Origin of the sequence: Rhodococcus gannanensis (assembly GCF_042681175.1) — a bacterium.
Lineage (GTDB): Bacteria > Actinomycetota > Actinomycetes > Mycobacteriales > Mycobacteriaceae > Rhodococcus_G > Rhodococcus_G gannanensis.
The window spans coordinates 581-19597 of record NZ_JBHUFB010000020.1; the positions used below are offsets into that span (position 1 = coordinate 581).

The window sequence follows — 19017 nt, forward strand, 5'->3', positions numbered from 1 at the left end:
TCGCCGGCCGAAACCAGCTAATCAGTCATAGACATCGAGTCAAATCACTAGCAAAAAAACTCAAACTAGCTTAAATTCGTCGACCATCCCACACGCGGGTGCAAGACAATCGACATACCCACCCCATCGAAAGACGGGGCGGAGTACCAAAAAATTTGGCACTGACATTCATCGGCACACTGTTGAGTTCTCAAAGAACACGCACACACCATCACCACCAAGATTCATCATCTCGGCCGCTCCGGGGCAACTGTTCCAGCCTAACCCATCGCAGCGACCCGGTCAAAACCGCGTCGGTCACAATCAGTTAAGGCAGTCGAAGCGCGCCAGTATTACTACTGTCGCTAACCTCTGGATTGGCCAGGCGCCTTCGTACAACCTCGTGTCTCTCGCCCGGGGGCGGAGTCGGTGTCCGTGTCGCTCTGACTCGACAAAAGTTACGTGTCCATGACGCCCAACGCAAATCGCCTGGTCACAGCCCCACACACACCGAAACACGCAGGTGGTTCGACACACACCGGCACACTGGAGCGACAGAAGTGGCGGGCGTCACGTCGATTGCGTTCGAGGAGGGTCATGAGCGGGTGGCATCGGATCGCTCCGGTGGCGAACGGGGTCTGGAGCATCACCGAGGCCGGGCACGTGACGGTCTGGCTGATCGTCGGTTCCGATCGCGCACTGCTCCTCGACACCGGAATGGGCTTCGTTCCGCTGCGTCCGGTGATCGAGGAGATCACGCCGCTCCCCGTGACGGTGGTGAACACCCACCACCACTTCGACCATGTCGGAGGCAACCACGAGTTCGACGACGTGTTGATCCATCTCGCCGGCGCGGACCACCTCACGGCACCGCCACCCGCGGCGGAGCTGCGCGACTACCTCGACCAATACGACAGGCAACTCCAGGCGGCGGCATCCGTACGCGAGATCGACCGCGAGTTCCTCCACCTGTTCGACGCGGACAGCGATCCGGGCCCGCTTCCCTCCGGGGTCGACGGCGACACCTGGCGAATCCGGCCGCGCGCGGCAAACGGCTCCGTGACCGACGGCGACGAACTCGACCTGGGCGGTCGGGCATTGCGGGTTCTGCACACTCCGGGCCACACCCCCGACGGAATATGCCTGATCGACACGAAGACCGGCATCCTGTTCGCCGGGGACACCGTGAGTTCCGGACCGATCTACGCGCACGAGCCCGACTCGGACGTCGACGCGTTCACGGCGAGCGCCGCGCGACTGGCAGAGCTGAAGAACGACGTCTCGCTCGTCGCGATGTGCCACTTCGGCCGGGTGATCGTGGCACCTCACCTCCTGCAGGCGGTGTCGGACGCGTTCGAGTCGCTCCCCGAATCCCGGACCCGTGCCCGCCGGACGGTCGATGCCGTCGGCGCAGGCGTCGACGAGGTCCCGTTCGACCGCTTCTCGATCCTGCTACCTGCGCCCGAACACCTCGGTCACTGAACCCGAGCCCTCCAGAAACGCAGAATGCGCAGCTCCCGACCGCTCGAAGGCGGCGAGAACTGCGCACTCGGATACGCGGAGGGCGGCTACTTCACGTCGTCGAGCGACTCGTCCTTGGTCTCACGCATGACGAGCAGCGCCACGAAGGTGAGCGCCGCCGCGACGAAGAGGTAGACACCGACCCAGCCGACGCCGTGGCTGGTCGCGAGCCAGGTCGCGATGAACGGCGCGACCGCCGCGCCCAGGATGCTCGACGTGTTGTAGGCGATTCCGGATCCGGTGTAGCGGACGTTGGTCGGGAAGAGTTCGGGCAGCACCGCACTCATCGGGCCGAAGGTGAAACCCATCAGGATCATGCCGATGACGAGGAAGAGCAGCATGCTGCCCTCGCTCATCCCGTCGGCGTTCAGCAACAGGCCGAAGGACAGCCCGAACACCATGATCACGGCCGTCACCACGAGCAGTGTCGAGCGGCGACCGAACTTGTCGGCGAGCCAGCCGGTGACCGGGATGCCGCCGGCGAAGAACAGCACCGAGACGAGCTGCAGCACCAGGAAGTCGCGGTAGGCGAACCCGAGACCGGTGCCTCCGTCGGCGACGGCCTTCCCTGTTCCGAAGCTGAGCACCCACGTGGTCATGATGTAGAAGAGCGTGTACGTCCCGAGCATGACGAAGGTGCCGATGATCAGCTGCCGCCAGCTGGTCTTGAACACGGTGGCCAGCGGGGTCTTGACCTTCTCGCCACGTTCGACGGCCCGCGCGAAGACCGGAGTCTCCTCGATGCGGAGTCGGACGTACAGGCCGAGGATGACCATCACGGCGCTGAGCAGGAACGGAATCCGCCAGCCCCACGACAGGAACGCACCGCTCAGGTCGGGATTCGCGTTGTCGTGGCCCAGGAAGATCGTGATCAGCAGGAAGAGCCCGTTGGCGATGATGAAGCCGATCGGCGCTCCGAGCTGCGGCCACATCGCGGCCCAGGCCCGCTTCCCCGACTTCGCGGTCTCCGTGGCCAGCAGTGCGGCGCCGGACCATTCACCACCGAGGCCGAGGCCCTGGCAGAAGCGCATCAGGGCGAGCAGGGCGGGCGCGATGATGCCGACGGCGTTGTACGTCGGGAGCAGGCCGATGAGGAAGGTCGCGACACCCATCGTGAGCAGCGAACCGACCAGCGTCGCCTTGCGGCCGATGCGATCGCCGAAGTGCCCGAAGAGGATGGATCCGAGCGGCCGGGCGACGAACGCGAGGCCGAAGGTCGCCAGCGAGGCGAGGAGCGCGGTGGTGTCGTTGCCCTTGGGGAAGAACAGGTGCGGGAACACGACGACCGCGGCGGTCGCGTACGCGTAGAAGTCGTAGAACTCGACGGACGTTCCCACCATGCTGGCGACGACGATCCGGCGACGCGGGACCCCGACGTTGTCTTCGCCGACCCGCGTCGTGGTCGCGGCGTCTGCTGTCTGGGTCATGGGCCGGGCTCCTACACGAACTTGTTCCAACATGTGGACCGGTCGGGCCCAGCGACTAGGAATTGGATCACCAAACAAGTTCGCTTTGCAAATTATCGGCCACGTCACATTCCGCCGCGGAGCGCGGTGAACGGGCACTCGACGTGCCTGATCATCGGGTCCGTCGGAGACTCCGACCCGGCCTGGACCAGGCGAAACAGCAGCGACACGACCGGCGGCCGCTACCCACTCGCTATCCCCATGCCGGCCCACGCTTCACGGCGCAGCCGATCGCGCCGGGCGCCGTCGTCCTCGGCTCGGCGGTCCGACGGAGCCGGACTGCAACGGACGAACCGCGCCGGACGAGGCCGCGGCGACGGTTCGCCTGACCTCCCTCGCTGCCTCATCGTCCGCCTCGGCGCTACTGTTGCGCCCAGAGCGCGTCCTCCTGGGCGCGCACCGCATCGACCCGCGCACACGAGGAACGAAGGGGCTACGACGTGAGCATCAGCGACCGCACCGGCAGGACCGGGAACGGGGTGCCGGGCACCATCTCGTCCATCCCGCTCACCGACGTCGACGCACACGCTCCCGGCACCGCCAGCATCGGAAACCTGGTCAAGGACGCGACCGCGCAGGTCTCGACGCTGGTCCGCGCCGAGGTCGAGCTGGCCAAGGCCGAGGTGACCAGCGAGGTCAAGAAGGGCCTGCAGGGCTCACTGTTCTTCATCCTCGCGCTGTCGGTACTCGTCTTCAGCGCCTTTTTCTTCTTCTTCTTCCTCGCCGAACTCCTCGACGTGTGGGTCCCGCGCTGGCTGGCGTTCCTGATCGTGTTCCTGCTGATGCTCGTCGTCACCGGCGTGCTCGCCCTCCTCGGCTACCTGCGCGTGCGCAAACTGCGTGCACCCGAGAAGACGATCGAATCGCTCCGGCAGGCCGCGACCGTACTCCCGACGGCCGACTCGGCCCACGACGCGAGCGCCTACACGCCGGGTGAGTATGCGCGCCGCACCGCGCCCTGACCCCACCGTGACAGCCCCCGACCCGTCCACCGTCCGGCTCGAAGGACCGTGGCGTCATCGCGACGTGCGCGCCAACGGAATTCGATTCCACGCTGTCGAGGCGGGCCCGAGCGACTCCGACGCACCACTGGTGGTGCTGCTGCACGGTTTCGCGGACTTCTGGTGGACGTGGCGCCACCAGCTGACGGCGCTCGCCGACACCGGCCACCGTGTCGTGGCCGTCGACCTGCGCGGGTACGGAGACACCGACAAGCCGCCCCGCGGATACGACGGATGGACGCTGGCGAGCGACGTCGCCGGCCTGGTCCGCGCCCTCGGCCACACGGACGCCGCACTGGTCGGGCACGCCGACGGCGGACTCGTCTGCTGGGCGACGGCCGTGCTGCATCCCGGCGTCGTCCGGTCGATCACGCTCGTTGCGTCACCGCACCCGATCGCGCTCAAACGAGCCGTACTGCGAACCCGTGCGCAGCGATCGGCGTTCCTCCCGTCGTTCCTGTCCTGCCAGTTGCCGTGGCGACCCGAGCGGCGCCTCACCCGAGACGGCGGGTCTGATGTCGAACGGATCGTCCGGAGCCGCATGGGCTCCGACCGATCGGTCGACGCGGGCGAGTTGACCGAACTGCTCACCCGGGTCCGTTCCGCGATCCGGATTCCCGGCGCCGCGCACTGCAGCCTCGAGTACCAGCGCTGGGCGTTCCGCAGCCAGTGGCGCCCGGACGGTAGGCGCTTCATGACGGCGATGGACAAGCCCGTCGACGTCCCCGTGCTCCAGATACACGGCGACGCCGATCCTTTCGTGCTGCGCTCGACGCTACGCAACGACGGCCGGTGGGCACCGAACCTGACGCTCCGAGGCATCCCTGCGGCAGGGCACTACCCGCACTGGGAGCGCCCCGAGGCCGTCACCTCCGCGCTGGTCTCGTTCCTCGGAGCCACCGGGTCGGAGAACGCGACCCCCGACGTCTGAACACCGGGCGGGACACCGTCCCGTCAGAGGATGCAGGCTCCCGTCCCGACGGCGACGTCCACGGCCGCGGCCTGCTCCAACTGCCTGGCCACCTCGGCTGCGGTGAGCGCGAAACCGGTGTCGGTGTTGTCGACCGCGGCGCCGAACACCACACCGAGCACCCGGCCCTGATCGTCCACCAACGGACCGCCCGAGTTGCCCTGCCGGATCTCACCGCGCACCGTGTACACCTCGCGGGTGACGTCGGCGGCACGGTAGATGTCGGGGCCGTTGAGGTCGAGGATCTCGCGGATCCGGGCCGCGCTCGCCGTGTACGGACCACCGCCCGGGTACCCGAGCACCAGCGCGTCGTCACCCGTCTCCGCGGGCTCGGGCGCGAACGGAATCGGCGTCGCCCTCAGTCCGGGAACGTCGAGCACCGCGACGTCCGTGCTGGGATCGAACAGGACAACCCTCGCGTCCATCGGGCCGTCGGCCGTGTCGACGACGACCTGGTTGGTCCCCGCGACGACGTGCGCGTTCGTCATCACCCGCTCGGGGGCGACGACGAATCCGCTTCCCTCCAGCGCACGCTGGCAGCTCGGCGCGACACCACGGATCCGCAACACACTCGACTGCAGTCGCGCCGAGAGCGGGCCCTGCGCGATCGCGGCGTCCGGCGGATCGACAACGGCGATCGGGGTACGGCCGAACGGACCGATGACATCCGGTAGTCCGGAGGTGTCCAGCAACGCCGAGAAATCACTCGGCAGGCGACGCATCCAGTTCGGCGCGACGTCGTCGACCTGAGTGAGGACCTTCGATCCACGGACCGCGGCCGCGACCTCCGGCTGCGAGGACGCCGTCAGCGGGATCGCGAGGAGCCAGGCGGCGACGAGCACGGCGGCTGCCTGCAGCAGTGCGCCGACACCGCTGTCGACGGAACGTGTTGCGGGACTGTGCATGCTGCCCCGCGCCGCACGTCCGAGCACCATGCCTGCGACCTCGCCGACGATGACGAGGCCCACGATCAGCAGGATCCCCGCGAGCACGCGGGTCCTGCCTTCGTCCACGTGGACGAGCACGTGCGGGGCGATCAGGATTCCCGCGACCGCGCCGAGGACCACGCCGAGGAAGGCCAGTGCCGACGCGACGGCCCCGTGCCGCCATCCCGATGTCGCGGCGAGCACCGCGATGGAGACGACGGCGATGTCGATCCATGCCGAACCTGTCACCGCTCGCGCACCTCGGTCACGCCTGCCTCCAGCTCGGCGAGCGTGACGTCGAGGTCACGCACATCCGTGTGATCCCACTCGATCTCCCAGCCGGAGACCGAGATCAGACCCGCCAGCACCCCGGCGGTGAAGCCCCAGACCAGGAAGCTGTCGATCTGGAACGCCGGCCCGCGATAGCCGAGCCGGTGCTCGACGACGAACCGGTTGTCCGGATCGAGCAGCGAACGCAGGGGCACTCGTGACACGCGCGCGGTCTCGGCGTGGTCGACGGGCCGGACCGGCGTCGGCCGCTCCCAGTACCCGATCACCGGGGTGACGTCGAATCCTGAGGGCGGCACGAAGATCCCCGGCAGAACCGCGAGAGCCCGAACGCCGGTCGGGTCGAGACCCGTCTCCTCCTCTGCCTCCCGCAACGCCGTCGCGATCGGGCCGTCGTCACCGGGATCCGCTGCGCCGCCAGGGAAGGCGACCTGACCGCTGTGCTGCCGCAGTGTGGCGGCGCGCTGGGTGAGCAGGACGTCCGCGTTCTCCGGCAGTCCGCCGAGGCCGACGGGATCGGCTTCCTCGGATCCCCCGAACAGCACGAGAACCGCGGCGTCCCGCACGGGCGCACCGCCGGGAGCCCGACGATGCAGGACCGGATTGACCGCACGATCGTCCGCAGGCGGACGGGTCACGACGCGCTCGAGCCATTGCGGCGCGGCGTGTTCGGTACGGGTCATGTCGCCACTCCCAGGTGTTCGCTGACCGCGGCTGCGATCTCGTCGGCAGAGTCGAACGGCTGCGGCAGTACAGCGGCGACCGACCCGTCCGCCCGGATCAACACGCTCACGGGCAGGACCTTCGGTGCACCGACCGCAGTGGCGATCCGTCCTGCACCATCCTGCACCCCGGGGAGGTGAACTCCGTACTCGGTGAGCGCGGCCAGCGCGTTTCCCTCCTTCGGATCCTCGTGGGCCGTGAGCACGGTGACGGCCCCGCCCGCGCGGCGCGCGTAGTCGTCGAGCGCGGGAAGCTCTTTCGCGCAGGGACCGCACCAGTAGGCCCAGAGGTTCACCAGCGCGGGCTTGCCCGCCAGTGCCGCACCCACGTCGACCCGGCTCCCGTCCGCGAGACATCCCAGTTCGATGCCTGCCAGCGGTCCAGCGGCGACGGCACCGGGCGCCGGGGTCGGGCACTGCTGGAGACCGGCCGCTGCGCGGGGAGCCGCCAACGCCTCGTCCGTGTCCCCGGGCGCACGCTCGACCGCGGTGGTGCCGGAGGCGCCCGTCGTCAGGTCGGAGTGGTCACGGGTGCCGGACTCGTCGCCGCCCCTCGGCCAGATAGCGAAGACCAGCGCCAGGACGACGACGACGCCGGCGAGCGTCCATCGCCCGGTGTTCGAGATCCGCACGTCCGGGCTCACCGACCCGCCAGGTCGAGGAGGTGCTCTGTCTCCGGGCCCTTGACCAGAGCAGCGGCGACGGTCGGTTCGGTCGGCCCGATCCCGTACGACGGGCAGTCCTTGGCCAGCAGACAGACACCGCAGGCCGGCTTCTTCGCGTGGCAGACGCGACGGCCGTGGAAGATGACGCGGTGGGACAGGATCGTCCAGTCCTTCCGCGGGATCAGCTCGCCGACGGCGTGCTCGACCTTGACCGGGTCCTCCTCGGCGGTCCACTGCCACCGTCGGACGAGGCGACCGAAGTGGGTGTCGACGGTGATTCCCGGCACATCGAACGCGTTCCCGAGGACGACGTTCGCCGTCTTCCGGCCGAAGCCGGGAAGGCTGACGAGTTCGCGCAAGGTTCCGGGAACCTCCCCGTCGAATCGCTCGACGAGCGCCTGCCCGAGTCCGATGATCGAGTTCGCCTTGTTGCGGTAGAAACCGGTCGTCCTGATGTACTCCTCGAGCTCGGTTCGGTCGGCTCCGGCGTAGTCCTCCGCCGTCCGGTACCGAGCGAAGAGCGCGGGCGTCACCTGGTTCACCCGCACGTCAGTGCACTGGGCAGACAGGATTGTCGCCACCGAGAGCTCCAGCGGGGTGGTGAAGTCGAGCTCGCAGTAGACGTGCGGGAAGGCGTCGCCGAGTCGCCGGTTCATCCTCCGCGCGCGACGCACCAGACCGAGCCGGCTCTCCTCCCGGACGGGTGCGCCCTCGGCCCCCGGGACGGCCTTCGCCGCGGACGCGTTCCGCGACTTCGGCGCGGTCTTCGAAACAGTGGTCGCCACATCGTCGACTGTACGGATGGGTCCGTGAAGCGATCCCTCGTCGTTTCGCTTCTGAGACATTGGCCGTGTTTACTGCCCGATATGCAAGGACTCGCTGTGGTGCTCTTCCCAGTGCTGCTCATGCTGTTCGCGCTGGCGATGGAGCGGGTGGAATTCCGGCTGCGTCGGCTCACGGTCCGCGAGCAGGAGGTGCAGGAGTTCCTCGACAAGGCGAGCCACGACGACGTCGCAACCCTCGCCCAGGAGGGCCTGCCGCGCGCACTGGCCCGCTTCCACCTCCGCCGCAGGCGCGGCCTCTCCGAGGACGAGGACATCGACCTGACCGAGCGGCGCGCCAGCTGAACGACACCCACTCCCGGCGGCACCTCCATCGATTTCAACTCGCAAGGCGTGTTGCCGATCACTACTGTTCGGCATCGGAGCGATAGACTCCGAGCGAAAGCCACCAACCAGTCGGCGCGCAGCCCGCGCCGCACCGGCGGACGACAGTCCCGACGGGACACCCGGACGCCGACCCGAGTTTTTCGATGAAGGAGCGCACGTGGACGAGGTCCTGGCCAGAGCCGGTATCTTCCAGGGAGTCGAGCCCTCGGCGGTTGCCGCGCTGGTCAAGCAGCTGCAGCCCGTCGATTTCCCCCGTGGGCACGTGATCTTCAACGAGGGTGAACCCGGCGACCGGCTGTACATCATCGTGTCCGGCAAGATCAAGCTGGGACGCCGTTCCCCGGACGGTCGCGAGAACCTGCTGACGATCATGGGCCCGTCCGACATGTTCGGTGAGCTGTCGATCTTCGACCCGGGTCCCCGCACCTCGTCCGCGACGACGGTCACCGACGTGCGCGCCGTGAGCATGGACCGCGACGCCCTGAAGTCGTGGATCGAGCAGCGTCCCGAGATCGCCGAGCAGCTGCTGCGGGTTCTGGCCCGTCGTCTGCGCCGGACCAACAACAACCTGGCGGACCTCATCTTCACCGACGTCCCCGGTCGCGTGGCGAAGGCCCTGCTCCAGCTCGCGCAGCGTTTCGGCACCCAGGAGGGCGGCTCGCTCCGCGTCACCCACGACCTCACGCAGGAGGAGATCGCGCAGCTCGTCGGCGCGTCCCGTGAGACCGTGAACAAGGCTCTCGCCGATTTCGCCCACCGCGGCTGGATCCGGCTCGAAGGCAAGAGCGTGCTCATCTCCGACTCGGAGCGACTGGCCCGACGCGCCCGCTGACCTCGGATCGAAAGAATCCGCCCACCCCGACACGGGATGGGCGGATTCTTTTGCGTCGGACAGGTACTCGCCGGATCAGGCGGGCAGCGTCACTGCGTCCGTGCTGCCGAGGTCCAGCTGCAGGATGGTGCCGAACATGCCGACCAGCTGGACGATACCGTTCTCGTCGGCGAGCTTCTCGAGGGATCCCACAGGTATCTCTCCTTCGTGATGGGGGTATGGCGCCGCAGGACACATGCGCCGAGAAATGTGTACCCGCACAACGGAGCCCGCGCTGCGCCAGATCCCACTGTTCACCTGCCCGAAACGTGGTCCGTTCGGACGACGCCGATCGCGACCTGCACGAACCGTTAAACACCTCCCCGGTATGTGATCAAGGACACGTTCGACGGTCGTGCGCTGTCAGCGCCGCAGATACTCCAGCTGCACTCGCACCGACTGCTCCGCCGCCCCCCACAACTTCGGGTCGACGTCCGCGTAGACGTGCTCGACGACCGCGCGCACCTCGGAGTCCTCGCCCAACACGTCGAGCGCGGCCCGCACCTGCGCCAGCCGCTCCTCCCGATGCGCCAGGTAGTACTGCGCGACCGGCAGCAGATCGGGCAGCTCACTGCCGTGACCGGGCAGGACCGTCCGGCCCGCTCCGAGGTCGATCAGCGTCCGCAGCGACGCCAAGTAGTCGCCGAGATCGCCGTCGGTCGAGTCCAGCACGGTGGTCCCACGACCCAGGATGGTGTCGCCCGTGAGCACAGAGCCCTCCCCCTCGACGACGAACGACGTCGAGTCCTTCGTGTGCCCCGGCGTACGCACCACCCGGATCGCGAGCCCCACCTCCTCGATGAGCTCACCGTCCGGCAATCCGGCGTCGGTCCGCCTCCGCAGTGTGGGATCGACGGCCCGGACAGGGCTTCCCGTCATCTCGACGAACCGATCGATGCCGTCGGTGTGGTCGTGATGGCGATGAGTGATCAGCGTCAACGCGACCGGGCCCACCTCCGCGATCCGGCGCAGGTGGTCCTCGTCGTTCTCGCCGGGATCGACCACCACGCACTCCTCTCGGCCGGGTGCGCGGAGGATCCAGGTGTTCGTGCCGTCGAGGGTCATCATGCCGGGGTTGTTCTCCAGCAGTACCGCCGCGACGGGCGTGACCTGACGCAGCTGCGCATATGCCGGATGAGCGAGGGTCATGGCCACACTCTACGAGTGCCGCGAGATCGGCACGAAAGCCGTCGGCCCGCCCACCCCGGCGGGGCGAGCGGGCCGACGAGAACCGTTGCCGGTCAGCCGACCTCGACGATCAGCTCGACCTCCACGGGAGCAGCGAGGGGCAGCTCGGCGACACCGACCGCGGACCGGGCGTGAACGCCCGCGTCGCCGAAGACCTCACCCAGGAACTCGGACGCCCCGTTGATCACGCCGGGCTGCCCGGTGAACCCGTCGGCGGAGGCGACGAATCCGACGACCTTGACGATCCGGACGACCGAGTCGAGGCCGACGAGAGCGTCGATCGCGGCGAGCGCGTTCAGCGCGCAGGTCCGGGCGGCAGCCTTCGCGGTGTCGGCGTCGACGGAGTCACCGACCTTGCCCACGACAGGCAACGCGCCGTCCTCGAACGGCAGCTGTCCCGACGTGTAGACGAGGTTGCCGGTGCGCACGGCGGGCACGTAGGCAGCCACGGGTGCCGCCACCGGGGGCAGCTCGACGCCGAGTTCGGCCAGCCGCGCCTTCCAGTCGCTCACGCCGGTCAGCCCTTCGGGCGCTTGAGGTACGCGACGTGCTGCTCACCGGTCGGGCCGGGGAGCACCGTCACGAGTTCCCAGCCGTCGCCACCCCACTGGTCGAGAATCTGCTTGGTCGCGTGGGTCAGCAGCGGAACGGTCGCGTACTCCCATGTCGTCAATTCGCTCATGGGCCTGAGCCTAGTGCCCGGCGCGTGCCCGCGACGCCCGGTGGCCAGCGAGTTCGGCGCCACGCGCACCGCACCACCACCGGTCCCCGCCCACGACTTATAGGCTCGGGGCGTGGCAGCACCTGCGAACACGCCCGCCTTCGAGTGGCCGGCCAAGGCGGACAAGGCCCGACTGCACTTCGTGTCGGGCAAGGGCGGTACCGGCAAGTCGACGGTCGCGGCGGCACTGGCGCTCGCCCTCGCCGCGGGCGGGCGGCGGGTCCTGCTGGTCGAGGTCGAGGGCAGGCAGGGCATCGCGCAGCTGTTCGACGTGCCGCCGCTGCCTGCGACGGAGACCAAGATCGCGACAGCCGACGGCGGCGGCGAGGTGGTCGCGCTGGCGCTGGACATCGAGGCCGCGTTCCTCGAGTACCTCGACATGTTCTACAACCTGGGTTTCGCCGGGCGCGCCATGAAGCGGATGGGTGCGATCGAGTTCGCCACCACCCTCGCACCCGGCCTCCGCGACGTCATCGTCACCGGCAAGATCAAGGAGTGCGTGGTCCGCAAGGACCGCAACGGCGTCCCGGTCTACGACGAGGTCGTGGTGGACGCGCCACCGACCGGCCGGATCGGTAGCTTTCTGGACGTGACGAAGGCGATGTCCGATCTGGCGAAGGGGGGCCCGGTGCACTCCCAGTCCGAGGGCGTCGTGCGACTGCTGCACTCCGACGAGACGATGGTGCACCTGGTGACGCTGCTGGAGGCGCTGCCGGTGCAGGAGACCGCGGACGCGGTCCGCGAGCTGGAGTCCGCGGACCTGCGACTGGGCACGGTGATCGTCAACCGGTCCGGCACCGCATACCTGCCACCCGACGTGATGGCCGATGCCGCCGCGGGGAAGATCGACGCCGACGCGGTGCGCGCCGGGCTCGACGCCGCCGGGATCGCCCTCTCCGACGAGGACTTCGCAGGCCTGCTCACCGAGACGATCGAGAACGCGGCGACGCTTGCCGCTCAGGACGACAGCGCCGAGGAACTCGACAAGCTCGACGTCGCCCGGCTGCACCTCACCGCGCTGACCGACGGTGTCGACCTCGGCGGACTCTACGAGCTGGCCGGCCAGCTCGCCGAGCAGGGCGTCCGATGAGCACCGGCATCGACGTGGACGCGATCCTCACCGACCCGGCGTCGCGGATCATCGTGTGTTGTGGGTCCGGTGGCGTCGGCAAGACCACGACCGCGGCGTCGATGGCGCTGCGGGCCGCGGAGGAGGGCCGGCGAGTGGTCGTGCTGACCATCGACCCGGCGCGGCGGCTGGCGCAGGCTCTCGGTGTGCAGGACCTCGACAACACCCCACAGCCGGTGGCGCTCGGCCCGAACGCGACCGGCGAACTGCACGCGATGATGCTCAACATGCGCAGCACCTTCGACGACATGGTGCTCGAGCACTCGTCGCCGGAGAAGGCCGAGCAGATCCTGTCGAACCCCTTCTACCAAACCGTCGCGACCTCGTTCTCCGGGACGCAGGAGTACATGGCGATGGAGAAGCTCGGAAAGCTCGCAGCGAGCGACGAGTGGGATCTGGTCGTGGTGGACACGCCGCCGTCGCGCAATGCGCTGGACTTCCTCGACGCACCTCAGCGTCTCGGCACCTTCCTCGACGGCCGGATGATCCGGATGCTGTCGGCGCCCGGCCGGGGCATCGGCCGCCTGGTCACGGGTGCGATGGGTCTCGCGCTGCGGGCGGTGTCGACGATCATCGGCAGCCAGATGCTGTCCGACGCCTCGGCATTCGTGCAGTCGTTCGAGTCGATGTTCGGTGGGTTCCGGGAGCGGGCGGCGCACACATACGAGCTGCTCCGCGCGGACGGCACCCACTTCTTCGTGATCGCCGCGGCCGAGCCCGACGCACTGCGGGAGGCGTCGTTCTTCGTCGAGCGACTGTCGTCCGAGGGCATGCCGCTGGCGGGACTGGTGCTCAACCGCACCCACCCGACGCTGAGTTCGCTGCCCGCCGATCACGCGGCGTCCGCCGCAGATCAGCTGAAGGAACGCGGCGAACATCCCCTCGCAGCGGCGGTGCTGCAGATCCACGCAGAGCGGGCCAACACGGCGCAACGGGAGCTGCGACTGCTGGGTCGGTTCACCGGCGCGCACCCGCGGGTGCCGGTGGTCGGGGTGCCCTCGCTGCCGTTCGAGGTGTCCGACCTCGACGGCCTGCGTGCGGTCGCCGATCAGCTGACCGGTCGGGGCTGACCGCCGACGACTTCGTCGTCCTGTGCACCGCTCCCGACTCCGGAGTCCCGCGCCCGCTGCCGCCGGACCACGAGCAGTCCGAGCAGACCTGCAACGACGCACGTGACGGCACCCATCAGCAACCCGACCCTGGCGCCGAGATGCTGGGACACGGCACCCGCGATCGGTCCGCCGATCGGTGTCGACCCCAGGAACGCCACCGACCACAGGGCCATCACGCGACCCCGCATGTGCGGTTCCGCCTCCAGTTGCAGCGTGCTGTTGCCGATCGACAGGAAGGCGACGCTGCCCGCCCCGACCAGGAGCAGCGCGAACAGTTCGAGCCACAGGGTCGGAGCCAGCGCCGCTGCCGCGATCACGACGCCGAACACCAGAGAGGTACCGATCAGGGCGGGGAGCCCGGTGCGGCCGCGAGCGGCGACGAACAGTCCTCCGACGACGGCACCCACCCCCATCGCGGCGGTCATGAAGCCGTAGACGCTCGCGTCCCCACCGAAACTGTCCTGCGCGAGGACCGGCAGCACCACCTGGAATTCGTAGGCGAGGCAGCCGACCAGCGCCATCATCAGCAGCGGAACGAACAAAGTGGGCTCGCCCGCGACATAGCGCAGCCCCTCACGCAACTGTCCGGGCGCCCGCGCGGCCGGTGGTGACGGACGCAGCGCGTCGACGTCGAGCCGGATCAGCGACAGCACGACCGCGACGAAGCTGGCCGCGTTGAGGAGGAAGCAGACGCCGAGTCCGCCTGCCGCGATGACGATGCCTGCGATCGCAGGTCCGACTGCACGCGCCGCGTTGACCAGCACGGAGTTGAGGCTGACGGCGTTGCGCAGGACGTCGGGTCCGACCATCTCCAGGACGAACGCCTGCCTGGCCGGGTTCTCGAAGCAGTTGTTGAGTCCGAGCAGGAACGCGAGGACGTACACGTGCCACAGTTCGACGGCGCCGGTGACGGTGAGCAGTCCGAGAACCAGGGCCAGCAGCCCCATCATGGACTGCAGCCCGATCATCAGCCGGCGCTTGTCGATCCGGTCGGCGACGACGCCGCCGTAGGGCCCGAGGACCAGGACGGGCAGGGTCTGCAGCGCGACCACGTACCCGAGCGCCGTCGCGGACCCGGTGAGCTCCAGCACCAGCCACGACTGCGCGACGGCCTGCATCCACGTGCCTGCCATCGACACCGCCTGGCCGGCGAAGTAGCGGCGGAAATTCGGGACGGTCAGCGCGGCGAAGGTGTCGCGGCGGGCGGTGGCGAGTGCGGTCATCGGCCGGTGTCCGCGATCGCGGACGCCAGCGACTCGAGCGCGGGCAGCGCGGACATCAGGGTGTCGGCGTCGTCTCCGGGCAGCCGTCCGAGTGCGTCGGTGAACAGTTGGGTGCGCTGGTCTCGGAGCCGGCAGTGCAGTGCGCGTCCCTCGTCGGTGGCCTCGACCCGGGCAGCTCGCCGGTCCGCCGGATCGGCGGTGCGATGCAGCAAGCCGTCGGACTCCAGCTTTCCGACGACGCGGGACAGCATCGTCGGGTTGAGGCCCTCGGTCGCGGCGAGTTCACCGATGCCGAGAGGTCCGACCCGGGCGACGGTGCCGAGCACGGAGAGTTGGGTGCGGGTGAGGCCGTCGCCGGAGACCAGCCTGTCGACGGTGCGGGAGATGCGACCCAATGCGATTTTCAGCCGGGTGATCTCGTCGGGATCCTCGCGCATGTCACCTCACCAGATAGTTGCCTATCGGCAAGCATACTCTTGTGGGGCCCGACCTGGCACCATCGGAACGATGACCGATCTCCCAGCCTGGGCCAGGGATCTCGACCTGCAACCACACCCCGAGGGCGGCTGGTACCGCGAGACGTGGCGCAGCGAACTGACGTTGCCCGCATCAGTGCTGCCACGCAGGCCGAGCGCAGCGACGGGGGATGTCGACGGCTACTCGGGTGCTCGCTCGGCGGGCACCGCGATCCTGTTCCTCCTGCCACCCGGCGAGTGCTCGGCGTGGCACACCGTGCGCGGGACGGAACTGTGGCTGCACCACCGCGGCGGGCCGCTGCGCCTCGACGTCGCAGGGGACGGCCCGGCGCCCGGGACGCTCACCTCGACCCGACTCGGCAGCGACGTCTCAGGTGGCGAGTCGCCGCAGGCACTGGTCCCGCCGGCGCACTGGCAGCGCGCCGAGGCGGTCGGCGACGAGGCGACGCTGGTCACCTGCGTGGTGGTCCCGGGCTTCGACTTCGCCGACTTCCGGCTCCTTCCCCCGTGAGCGTGCACCGACCGACGAAAGACCGCCGGCCGGAACCCGAAGGTCCCGGCCGGCGGCCTCAGTGTCGAATGTCCGGCCGCGTCAGACGACAGATGCCTGACTTCGCTGTGCCGAGAAGAAGTCCGCCCACGACTCCACCTCGGGGTGCTGCTTGAGAAGTGCGCGGCGCTGACGCTCGGTCATGCCACCCCACACTCCGAATTCGACCCGGTTGTCCAGCGCGTCGGCTCCGCACTGCATCAGCACCGGACAGTGCCTGCAGATGGTGGCTGCCTTGCGCTGCGCGGCTCCGCGCACGAACAACTGATCCGGGTCGACCGCGCGGCATCGCGCCTGTGTAACCCATGCAATACGGGCCTCGGCCTCCTCGAAATCCAACCGACGGCCCGGCGTGGTTACGGTCATCTTCTGCCCCTCCTGCAGTACAAGCGTCGCCCTCGCTGACGCTCTGGAAGTGCATGCGCCGACCTATCATGGCGAGGCGCACCACATTCCCGATCTAGTGTTATCTGAATCACACTGGGTCACAATTTAGGCAATGTATAACGCTCAACGCAAGACCTTCGGCAACTTTTTTGGTACGGACGTGCATTCAAGATCGAACCGCGCAGCTCAGGTGTGCGGGGACCCCCGCGGCGGGCACGTACCCTGTCCCTGTGCCCATCGCTAAAACAGTCGCGAAACTCGCCGGATGCACCGCCCTGGCGGGCGCACTCCTCGCGGGTGTGATGTTCCCTCTGGCAGGCGGATTCGGCATCGTCTCCAACCGTGCCGCCGACACCGTCGACAACGTCTCGGCCGAGCTCGTCGAGGGCGACGTACCCGCCGTCTCGACGATGGTCGACATCAACGGGAACCCCATCGCCTGGCTGTACGAGCAGCGGCGGTTCGAGGTGCCGAGCGATCAGATCTCCAACGACATGAAGCTGTCGATCGTCTCCGTCGAGGATCGCCGGTTCGCCGACCACCAGGGCGTCGACTGGCAGGGCACGGTCCGCGCGTTCCTCACGAACACCACCAGTGGGCAGGTGCAGCAGGGCGCCTCGACCATCGACCAGCAGTACGTGAAGAACTACCAGCTGCTCGTCGTCGCGAAGACCGACGCCGAGCGCCGCGCCGCGATCGAGACCACCCCGGCGCGAAAGATCCGCGAGATCCGGATGGCCCTCACGCTGGACAAGAAGCTGACAAAGGACGAGATCCTCACCCGCTACCTGAACCTGGTGCCGTTCGGCAACGCGTCCTTCGGCATCCAGGACGCGGCGCAGACGTACTTCGGCATCGACGCGAAGGACCTGAACCTGACCCAGTCCGCGATGCTCGCGGGCATGGTGCAGTCCAGCTCGGCGCTCAATCCGTACACGAACCCGGACGGCGTGCTCGAACGACGCAACACCGTGCTCGACACCATGATCGTCAACATCCCGGACCGGGCCGACGAGATCCGCGCCGCCAAGCAGGAACCGCTCGGCGTGCTGCCCGAGCCCAAGTCGCTGCCGCGCGGCTGCATCGCCGCAGGCAACCGGGGCTTCTTCTGCGACTATGCACTCCAGTACCTGGCTGACGCAGGAATCAGCCGCGAGCAGGTCGAGAAGGGCGGTCTGCTGATCAAGACCACCCTCGACCCGAAGGTGCAGGACTCCGTGCACTCCGCGCTCACCGCGACCGCGAACCCGACGATCGACGGCGTCGCCGAGGTGATGAACGTCGTGCAACCGGGTCAGGACAAACACCGTGTCCTCGCGATGAGCAGCAGCCGCAACTACGGACTCAACGGCGAGATCAACGAGACCGTGCAGCCGCAGCCGTACTCGCTCGTCGGCAACGGCGCAGGATCGATCTTCAAGTTGTTCACCACCGCGGCCGCGATGGAGAAGGGTCTCGGAACGAACGCCGTCCTGCAGGTGCCCGGCCGCGTCGAGGTCAAGGGACTGGGCAACGGTGGCGCCCGCGGCTGTCCCGCAGCCACCTACTGCGTGGAGAACGCAGGCCGGTACCCGGCGTCCATGTCGGTGACGGACGCGCTCGCGCAGTCGCCGAACACCGCCTTCGTGAAGCTGATCGAGTCCGTGGGTGTCACGCCCACCGTCGACATGGCCGTCCGCCTGGGCATGCGGTCGTACGCGGAGCCCGGCACCTCCGGCTTCGGCGACGGCCAGTCGATGGCCGACATGCAGAAGGGCCAGAACCTGGGCTCGTTCACGCTCGGCCCGACCTGGATCAACGCCCTCGAGCTGTCGAACGTGGCCGCCACCCTCGCCTCGCACGGCAAGTGGTGCCCGCCGTCGCCGATCGACTCGATCTACGACCGACACGGCAAGCCCGTCTCGATCACCGAACAAGCCTGTGAGCAGGTCGTCGAGCCGGGTCTCGCCGACACCCTCGCCAATGCCATGAGTAAGGACGACCAGCCGGGCGGCACGTCCGCGGCGGCCGCGGGCGCGAACGGCTGGACCCTGCCGATGGCGGGCAAGACCGGAACCACCGAGTCGCACATGTCGTCGGCGTTCCTGGGCTTCACGAACAACCTCGCCGGCGCCGTCTACGTATATGCGGACTCGCCGACGCCGCGGGAGATCTGCTCGTCGCCGCTGCGCCAGTGCGGCAGCGGCAACGTGTTCGGCGGCAACGAACCCGCGCAGGCGTGGTTCAAGGCAATCAAACCGATCGTGGACGACTTCGGCCCGACCGAGCTGCCGCCGATCGACCCGAAGTACCAGCGTGGCTCGGCCAACGCGCAGGTCCCGAACGTGGCGGGCATGAGCGAGTCGCAGGCGACGGCCGCATTGAAGGCGGCCGGCTTCCAGGTGAACTCGGTCTCGTCCGCAGGTGACGGCTCGAAGGGCACGGTGCTCAGTTCCTCGCCGTCCGGGTCCGCGGTTCCGGGATCGCTGGTGACGCTCTACGTCAGCGACGGCACCCTCCGACAGGCACCGGCAGCGGGAGGATCGCCGGCTCCGGCGCCGGGTCCGGGTGGGATCCAGATCCAGATCCCCAACCTGCCTGCACTACCGCCGCTACCTCTCCCCCGCTGACGGCCGGCGCCCGTGAGCGGATGCCATCGCATCCGCTCACGGGC

20 protein-coding genes are annotated in these 19017 nt (G+C 68.6%); 9 read left to right on the top strand and 11 right to left on the bottom strand.

The annotated features are described in order from the left end of the window. The first annotated feature begins 576 nt into the window (after nucleotides 1–576). Nucleotides 577–1461 (top strand): MBL fold metallo-hydrolase, encoded by an 885-nt coding sequence (locus tag ACFSJG_RS21060; RefSeq protein WP_378487210.1) that lies wholly within the window; start codon nucleotides 577–579, stop codon nucleotides 1459–1461. A gap of 86 nt (nucleotides 1462–1547) precedes the next feature. Here ACFSJG_RS21060 and ACFSJG_RS21065 read toward each other — a convergent pair whose 3' ends face one another. Further along, nucleotides 1548–2927 carry an MFS transporter gene (locus tag ACFSJG_RS21065; RefSeq protein ID WP_378487211.1) on the bottom strand — a complete coding sequence of 460 codons (1380 nt, stop codon included), beginning with the start codon at nucleotides 2925–2927 and terminating at the stop codon, nucleotides 1548–1550. A gap of 479 nt (nucleotides 2928–3406) precedes the next feature. Here ACFSJG_RS21065 and ACFSJG_RS21070 point away from each other — a divergent pair, with 479 nt between their 5' ends. Both ACFSJG_RS21070 and ACFSJG_RS21075 read left to right on the top strand, forming a co-directional pair. Then, on the top strand, nucleotides 3407–3928 hold the full coding sequence (locus tag ACFSJG_RS21070; protein WP_378487212.1) for a phage holin family protein: 522 nt from the start codon (nucleotides 3407–3409) through the stop codon (nucleotides 3926–3928). A 7-nt stretch (nucleotides 3929–3935) separates the two neighbouring features. Continuing rightward, on the top strand, nucleotides 3936–4898 hold the full coding sequence (locus ACFSJG_RS21075; RefSeq protein ID WP_378487213.1) for an alpha/beta fold hydrolase: 963 nt from the start codon (nucleotides 3936–3938) through the stop codon (nucleotides 4896–4898). Between the two features lie 23 nt (nucleotides 4899–4921). On the opposite strand, the gene marP is transcribed toward ACFSJG_RS21075, so the two are convergent. From marP to nth, 4 genes are read right to left on the bottom strand one after another with little or no spacing between them, the layout of a single operon-like run. Next, entirely contained in the window at nucleotides 4922–6112 is a 1191-nt protein-coding gene (gene marP, locus ACFSJG_RS21080; RefSeq protein ID WP_378487214.1) for an acid resistance serine protease MarP, read from the bottom strand. Next, nucleotides 6109–6834 carry an NUDIX hydrolase gene (locus ACFSJG_RS21085; RefSeq protein WP_378487215.1) on the bottom strand — a complete coding sequence of 242 codons (726 nt, stop codon included), beginning with the start codon at nucleotides 6832–6834 and terminating at the stop codon, nucleotides 6109–6111. Before ACFSJG_RS21085 ends, marP begins: the two co-directional genes overlap by 4 nt. Beyond that, nucleotides 6831–7517 (bottom strand): TlpA family protein disulfide reductase, encoded by a 687-nt coding sequence (locus ACFSJG_RS21090; RefSeq protein ID WP_378487216.1) that lies wholly within the window; start codon nucleotides 7515–7517, stop codon nucleotides 6831–6833. The genes ACFSJG_RS21085 and ACFSJG_RS21090 overlap by 4 nt, the downstream gene beginning before the upstream one ends. Beyond that, nucleotides 7514–8194 (bottom strand): endonuclease III, encoded by a 681-nt coding sequence (nth, locus tag ACFSJG_RS21095; protein ID WP_378487908.1) that lies wholly within the window; start codon nucleotides 8192–8194, stop codon nucleotides 7514–7516. Before nth ends, ACFSJG_RS21090 begins: the two co-directional genes overlap by 4 nt. A gap of 210 nt (nucleotides 8195–8404) precedes the next feature. On the opposite strand from nth, the gene ACFSJG_RS21100 reads away from it, so the two are divergent. Next, a complete protein-coding gene (locus ACFSJG_RS21100; protein ID WP_378487217.1) occupies nucleotides 8405–8665 on the top strand; it encodes a hypothetical protein in 261 nt (86 codons plus the stop codon). Between the two features lie 199 nt (nucleotides 8666–8864). Beyond that, a complete protein-coding gene (locus ACFSJG_RS21105; protein WP_378487218.1) occupies nucleotides 8865–9539 on the top strand; it encodes a Crp/Fnr family transcriptional regulator in 675 nt (224 codons plus the stop codon). A gap of 402 nt (nucleotides 9540–9941) precedes the next feature. On the opposite strand, the gene ACFSJG_RS21110 is transcribed toward ACFSJG_RS21105, so the two are convergent. From ACFSJG_RS21110 to ACFSJG_RS21120, 3 genes are all read right to left on the bottom strand, one after another. Next, nucleotides 9942–10727, bottom strand: coding sequence for an MBL fold metallo-hydrolase (locus tag ACFSJG_RS21110; RefSeq protein WP_378487219.1), 786 nt, complete (start codon nucleotides 10725–10727; stop codon nucleotides 9942–9944). Nucleotides 10728–10819: 92 nt separating this feature from the next. Next, complete coding sequence (locus ACFSJG_RS21115; RefSeq protein WP_378487220.1) at nucleotides 10820–11278, bottom strand: RidA family protein; 459 nt, start codon at nucleotides 11276–11278, stop codon at nucleotides 10820–10822. A gap of 5 nt (nucleotides 11279–11283) precedes the next feature. Then, complete coding sequence (locus ACFSJG_RS21120; protein ID WP_085999530.1) at nucleotides 11284–11448, bottom strand: DUF4177 domain-containing protein; 165 nt, start codon at nucleotides 11446–11448, stop codon at nucleotides 11284–11286. Between the two features lie 112 nt (nucleotides 11449–11560). Here ACFSJG_RS21120 and bagA point away from each other — a divergent pair, with 112 nt between their 5' ends. Together bagA and bagB are read left to right on the top strand one after the other, a co-directional pair. Then, on the top strand, nucleotides 11561–12577 hold the full coding sequence (gene bagA, locus ACFSJG_RS21125; protein WP_378487221.1) for an ATPase BagA: 1017 nt from the start codon (nucleotides 11561–11563) through the stop codon (nucleotides 12575–12577). After that, nucleotides 12574–13686: an ATPase BagB gene (gene bagB, locus ACFSJG_RS21130; protein ID WP_378487222.1), complete on the top strand. Its 1113-nt coding sequence runs from the start codon at nucleotides 12574–12576 to the stop codon at nucleotides 13684–13686. Before bagA ends, bagB begins: the two co-directional genes overlap by 4 nt. Here the strand turns inward: bagB and ACFSJG_RS21135 are convergent. Then, nucleotides 13665–14951: an MFS transporter gene (locus ACFSJG_RS21135; protein WP_378487223.1), complete on the bottom strand. Its 1287-nt coding sequence runs from the start codon at nucleotides 14949–14951 to the stop codon at nucleotides 13665–13667. The genes bagB and ACFSJG_RS21135 overlap by 22 nt on opposite strands. Continuing rightward, nucleotides 14948–15388 carry a MarR family winged helix-turn-helix transcriptional regulator gene (locus tag ACFSJG_RS21140; RefSeq protein WP_378487224.1) on the bottom strand — a complete coding sequence of 147 codons (441 nt, stop codon included), beginning with the start codon at nucleotides 15386–15388 and terminating at the stop codon, nucleotides 14948–14950. The genes ACFSJG_RS21135 and ACFSJG_RS21140 overlap by 4 nt, the downstream gene beginning before the upstream one ends. Nucleotides 15389–15458: 70 nt before the next feature. Here ACFSJG_RS21140 and ACFSJG_RS21145 point away from each other — a divergent pair, with 70 nt between their 5' ends. Further along, nucleotides 15459–15938, top strand: coding sequence for a cupin domain-containing protein (locus tag ACFSJG_RS21145; RefSeq protein WP_378487225.1), 480 nt, complete (start codon nucleotides 15459–15461; stop codon nucleotides 15936–15938). 81 nt (nucleotides 15939–16019) lie between these two features. Here ACFSJG_RS21145 and ACFSJG_RS21150 read toward each other — a convergent pair whose 3' ends face one another. After that, nucleotides 16020–16343, bottom strand: a complete 324-nt coding sequence (locus ACFSJG_RS21150) for a WhiB family transcriptional regulator (RefSeq protein ID WP_043808976.1) — start codon at nucleotides 16341–16343, stop codon at nucleotides 16020–16022. Between the two features lie 251 nt (nucleotides 16344–16594). Here ACFSJG_RS21150 and ACFSJG_RS21155 point away from each other — a divergent pair, with 251 nt between their 5' ends. Further along, nucleotides 16595–18973, top strand: coding sequence for a penicillin-binding protein (locus ACFSJG_RS21155; RefSeq protein WP_378487226.1), 2379 nt, complete (start codon nucleotides 16595–16597; stop codon nucleotides 18971–18973). The last annotated feature ends 44 nt before the right edge of the window (nucleotides 18974–19017 follow it).

Bases quoted from the DNA above. Each gene is read 5' to 3' on its own strand.
- ACFSJG_RS21135 (WP_378487223.1), bottom strand. From the start codon at position 14,951: ATGACCGCACTCGCCACCGCCCGCCGCGACACCTTCGCCGCGCTGACC.
- ACFSJG_RS21140 (WP_378487224.1), bottom strand. From the start codon at position 15,388: ATGCGCGAGGATCCCGACGAGATCACCCGGCTGAAAATCGCATTGGGT.
- ACFSJG_RS21085 (WP_378487215.1), bottom strand. From the start codon at position 6,834: ATGACCCGTACCGAACACGCCGCGCCGCAATGGCTCGAGCGCGTCGTG.
- bagB (WP_378487222.1), top strand. From the start codon at position 12,574: ATGAGCACCGGCATCGACGTGGACGCGATCCTCACCGACCCGGCGTCG.
- ACFSJG_RS21060 (WP_378487210.1), top strand. From the start codon at position 577: ATGAGCGGGTGGCATCGGATCGCTCCGGTGGCGAACGGGGTCTGGAGC.
- ACFSJG_RS21145 (WP_378487225.1), top strand. From the start codon at position 15,459: ATGACCGATCTCCCAGCCTGGGCCAGGGATCTCGACCTGCAACCACAC.
- ACFSJG_RS21065 (WP_378487211.1), bottom strand. From the start codon at position 2,927: ATGACCCAGACAGCAGACGCCGCGACCACGACGCGGGTCGGCGAAGAC.
- ACFSJG_RS21150 (WP_043808976.1), bottom strand. From the start codon at position 16,343: ATGACCGTAACCACGCCGGGCCGTCGGTTGGATTTCGAGGAGGCCGAG.
- ACFSJG_RS21110 (WP_378487219.1), bottom strand. From the start codon at position 10,727: ATGACCCTCGCTCATCCGGCATATGCGCAGCTGCGTCAGGTCACGCCC.
- ACFSJG_RS21120 (WP_085999530.1), bottom strand. From the start codon at position 11,448: ATGAGCGAATTGACGACATGGGAGTACGCGACCGTTCCGCTGCTGACC.
- nth (WP_378487908.1), bottom strand. From the start codon at position 8,194: ATGAACCGGCGACTCGGCGACGCCTTCCCGCACGTCTACTGCGAGCTC.
- ACFSJG_RS21100 (WP_378487217.1), top strand. From the start codon at position 8,405: ATGCAAGGACTCGCTGTGGTGCTCTTCCCAGTGCTGCTCATGCTGTTC.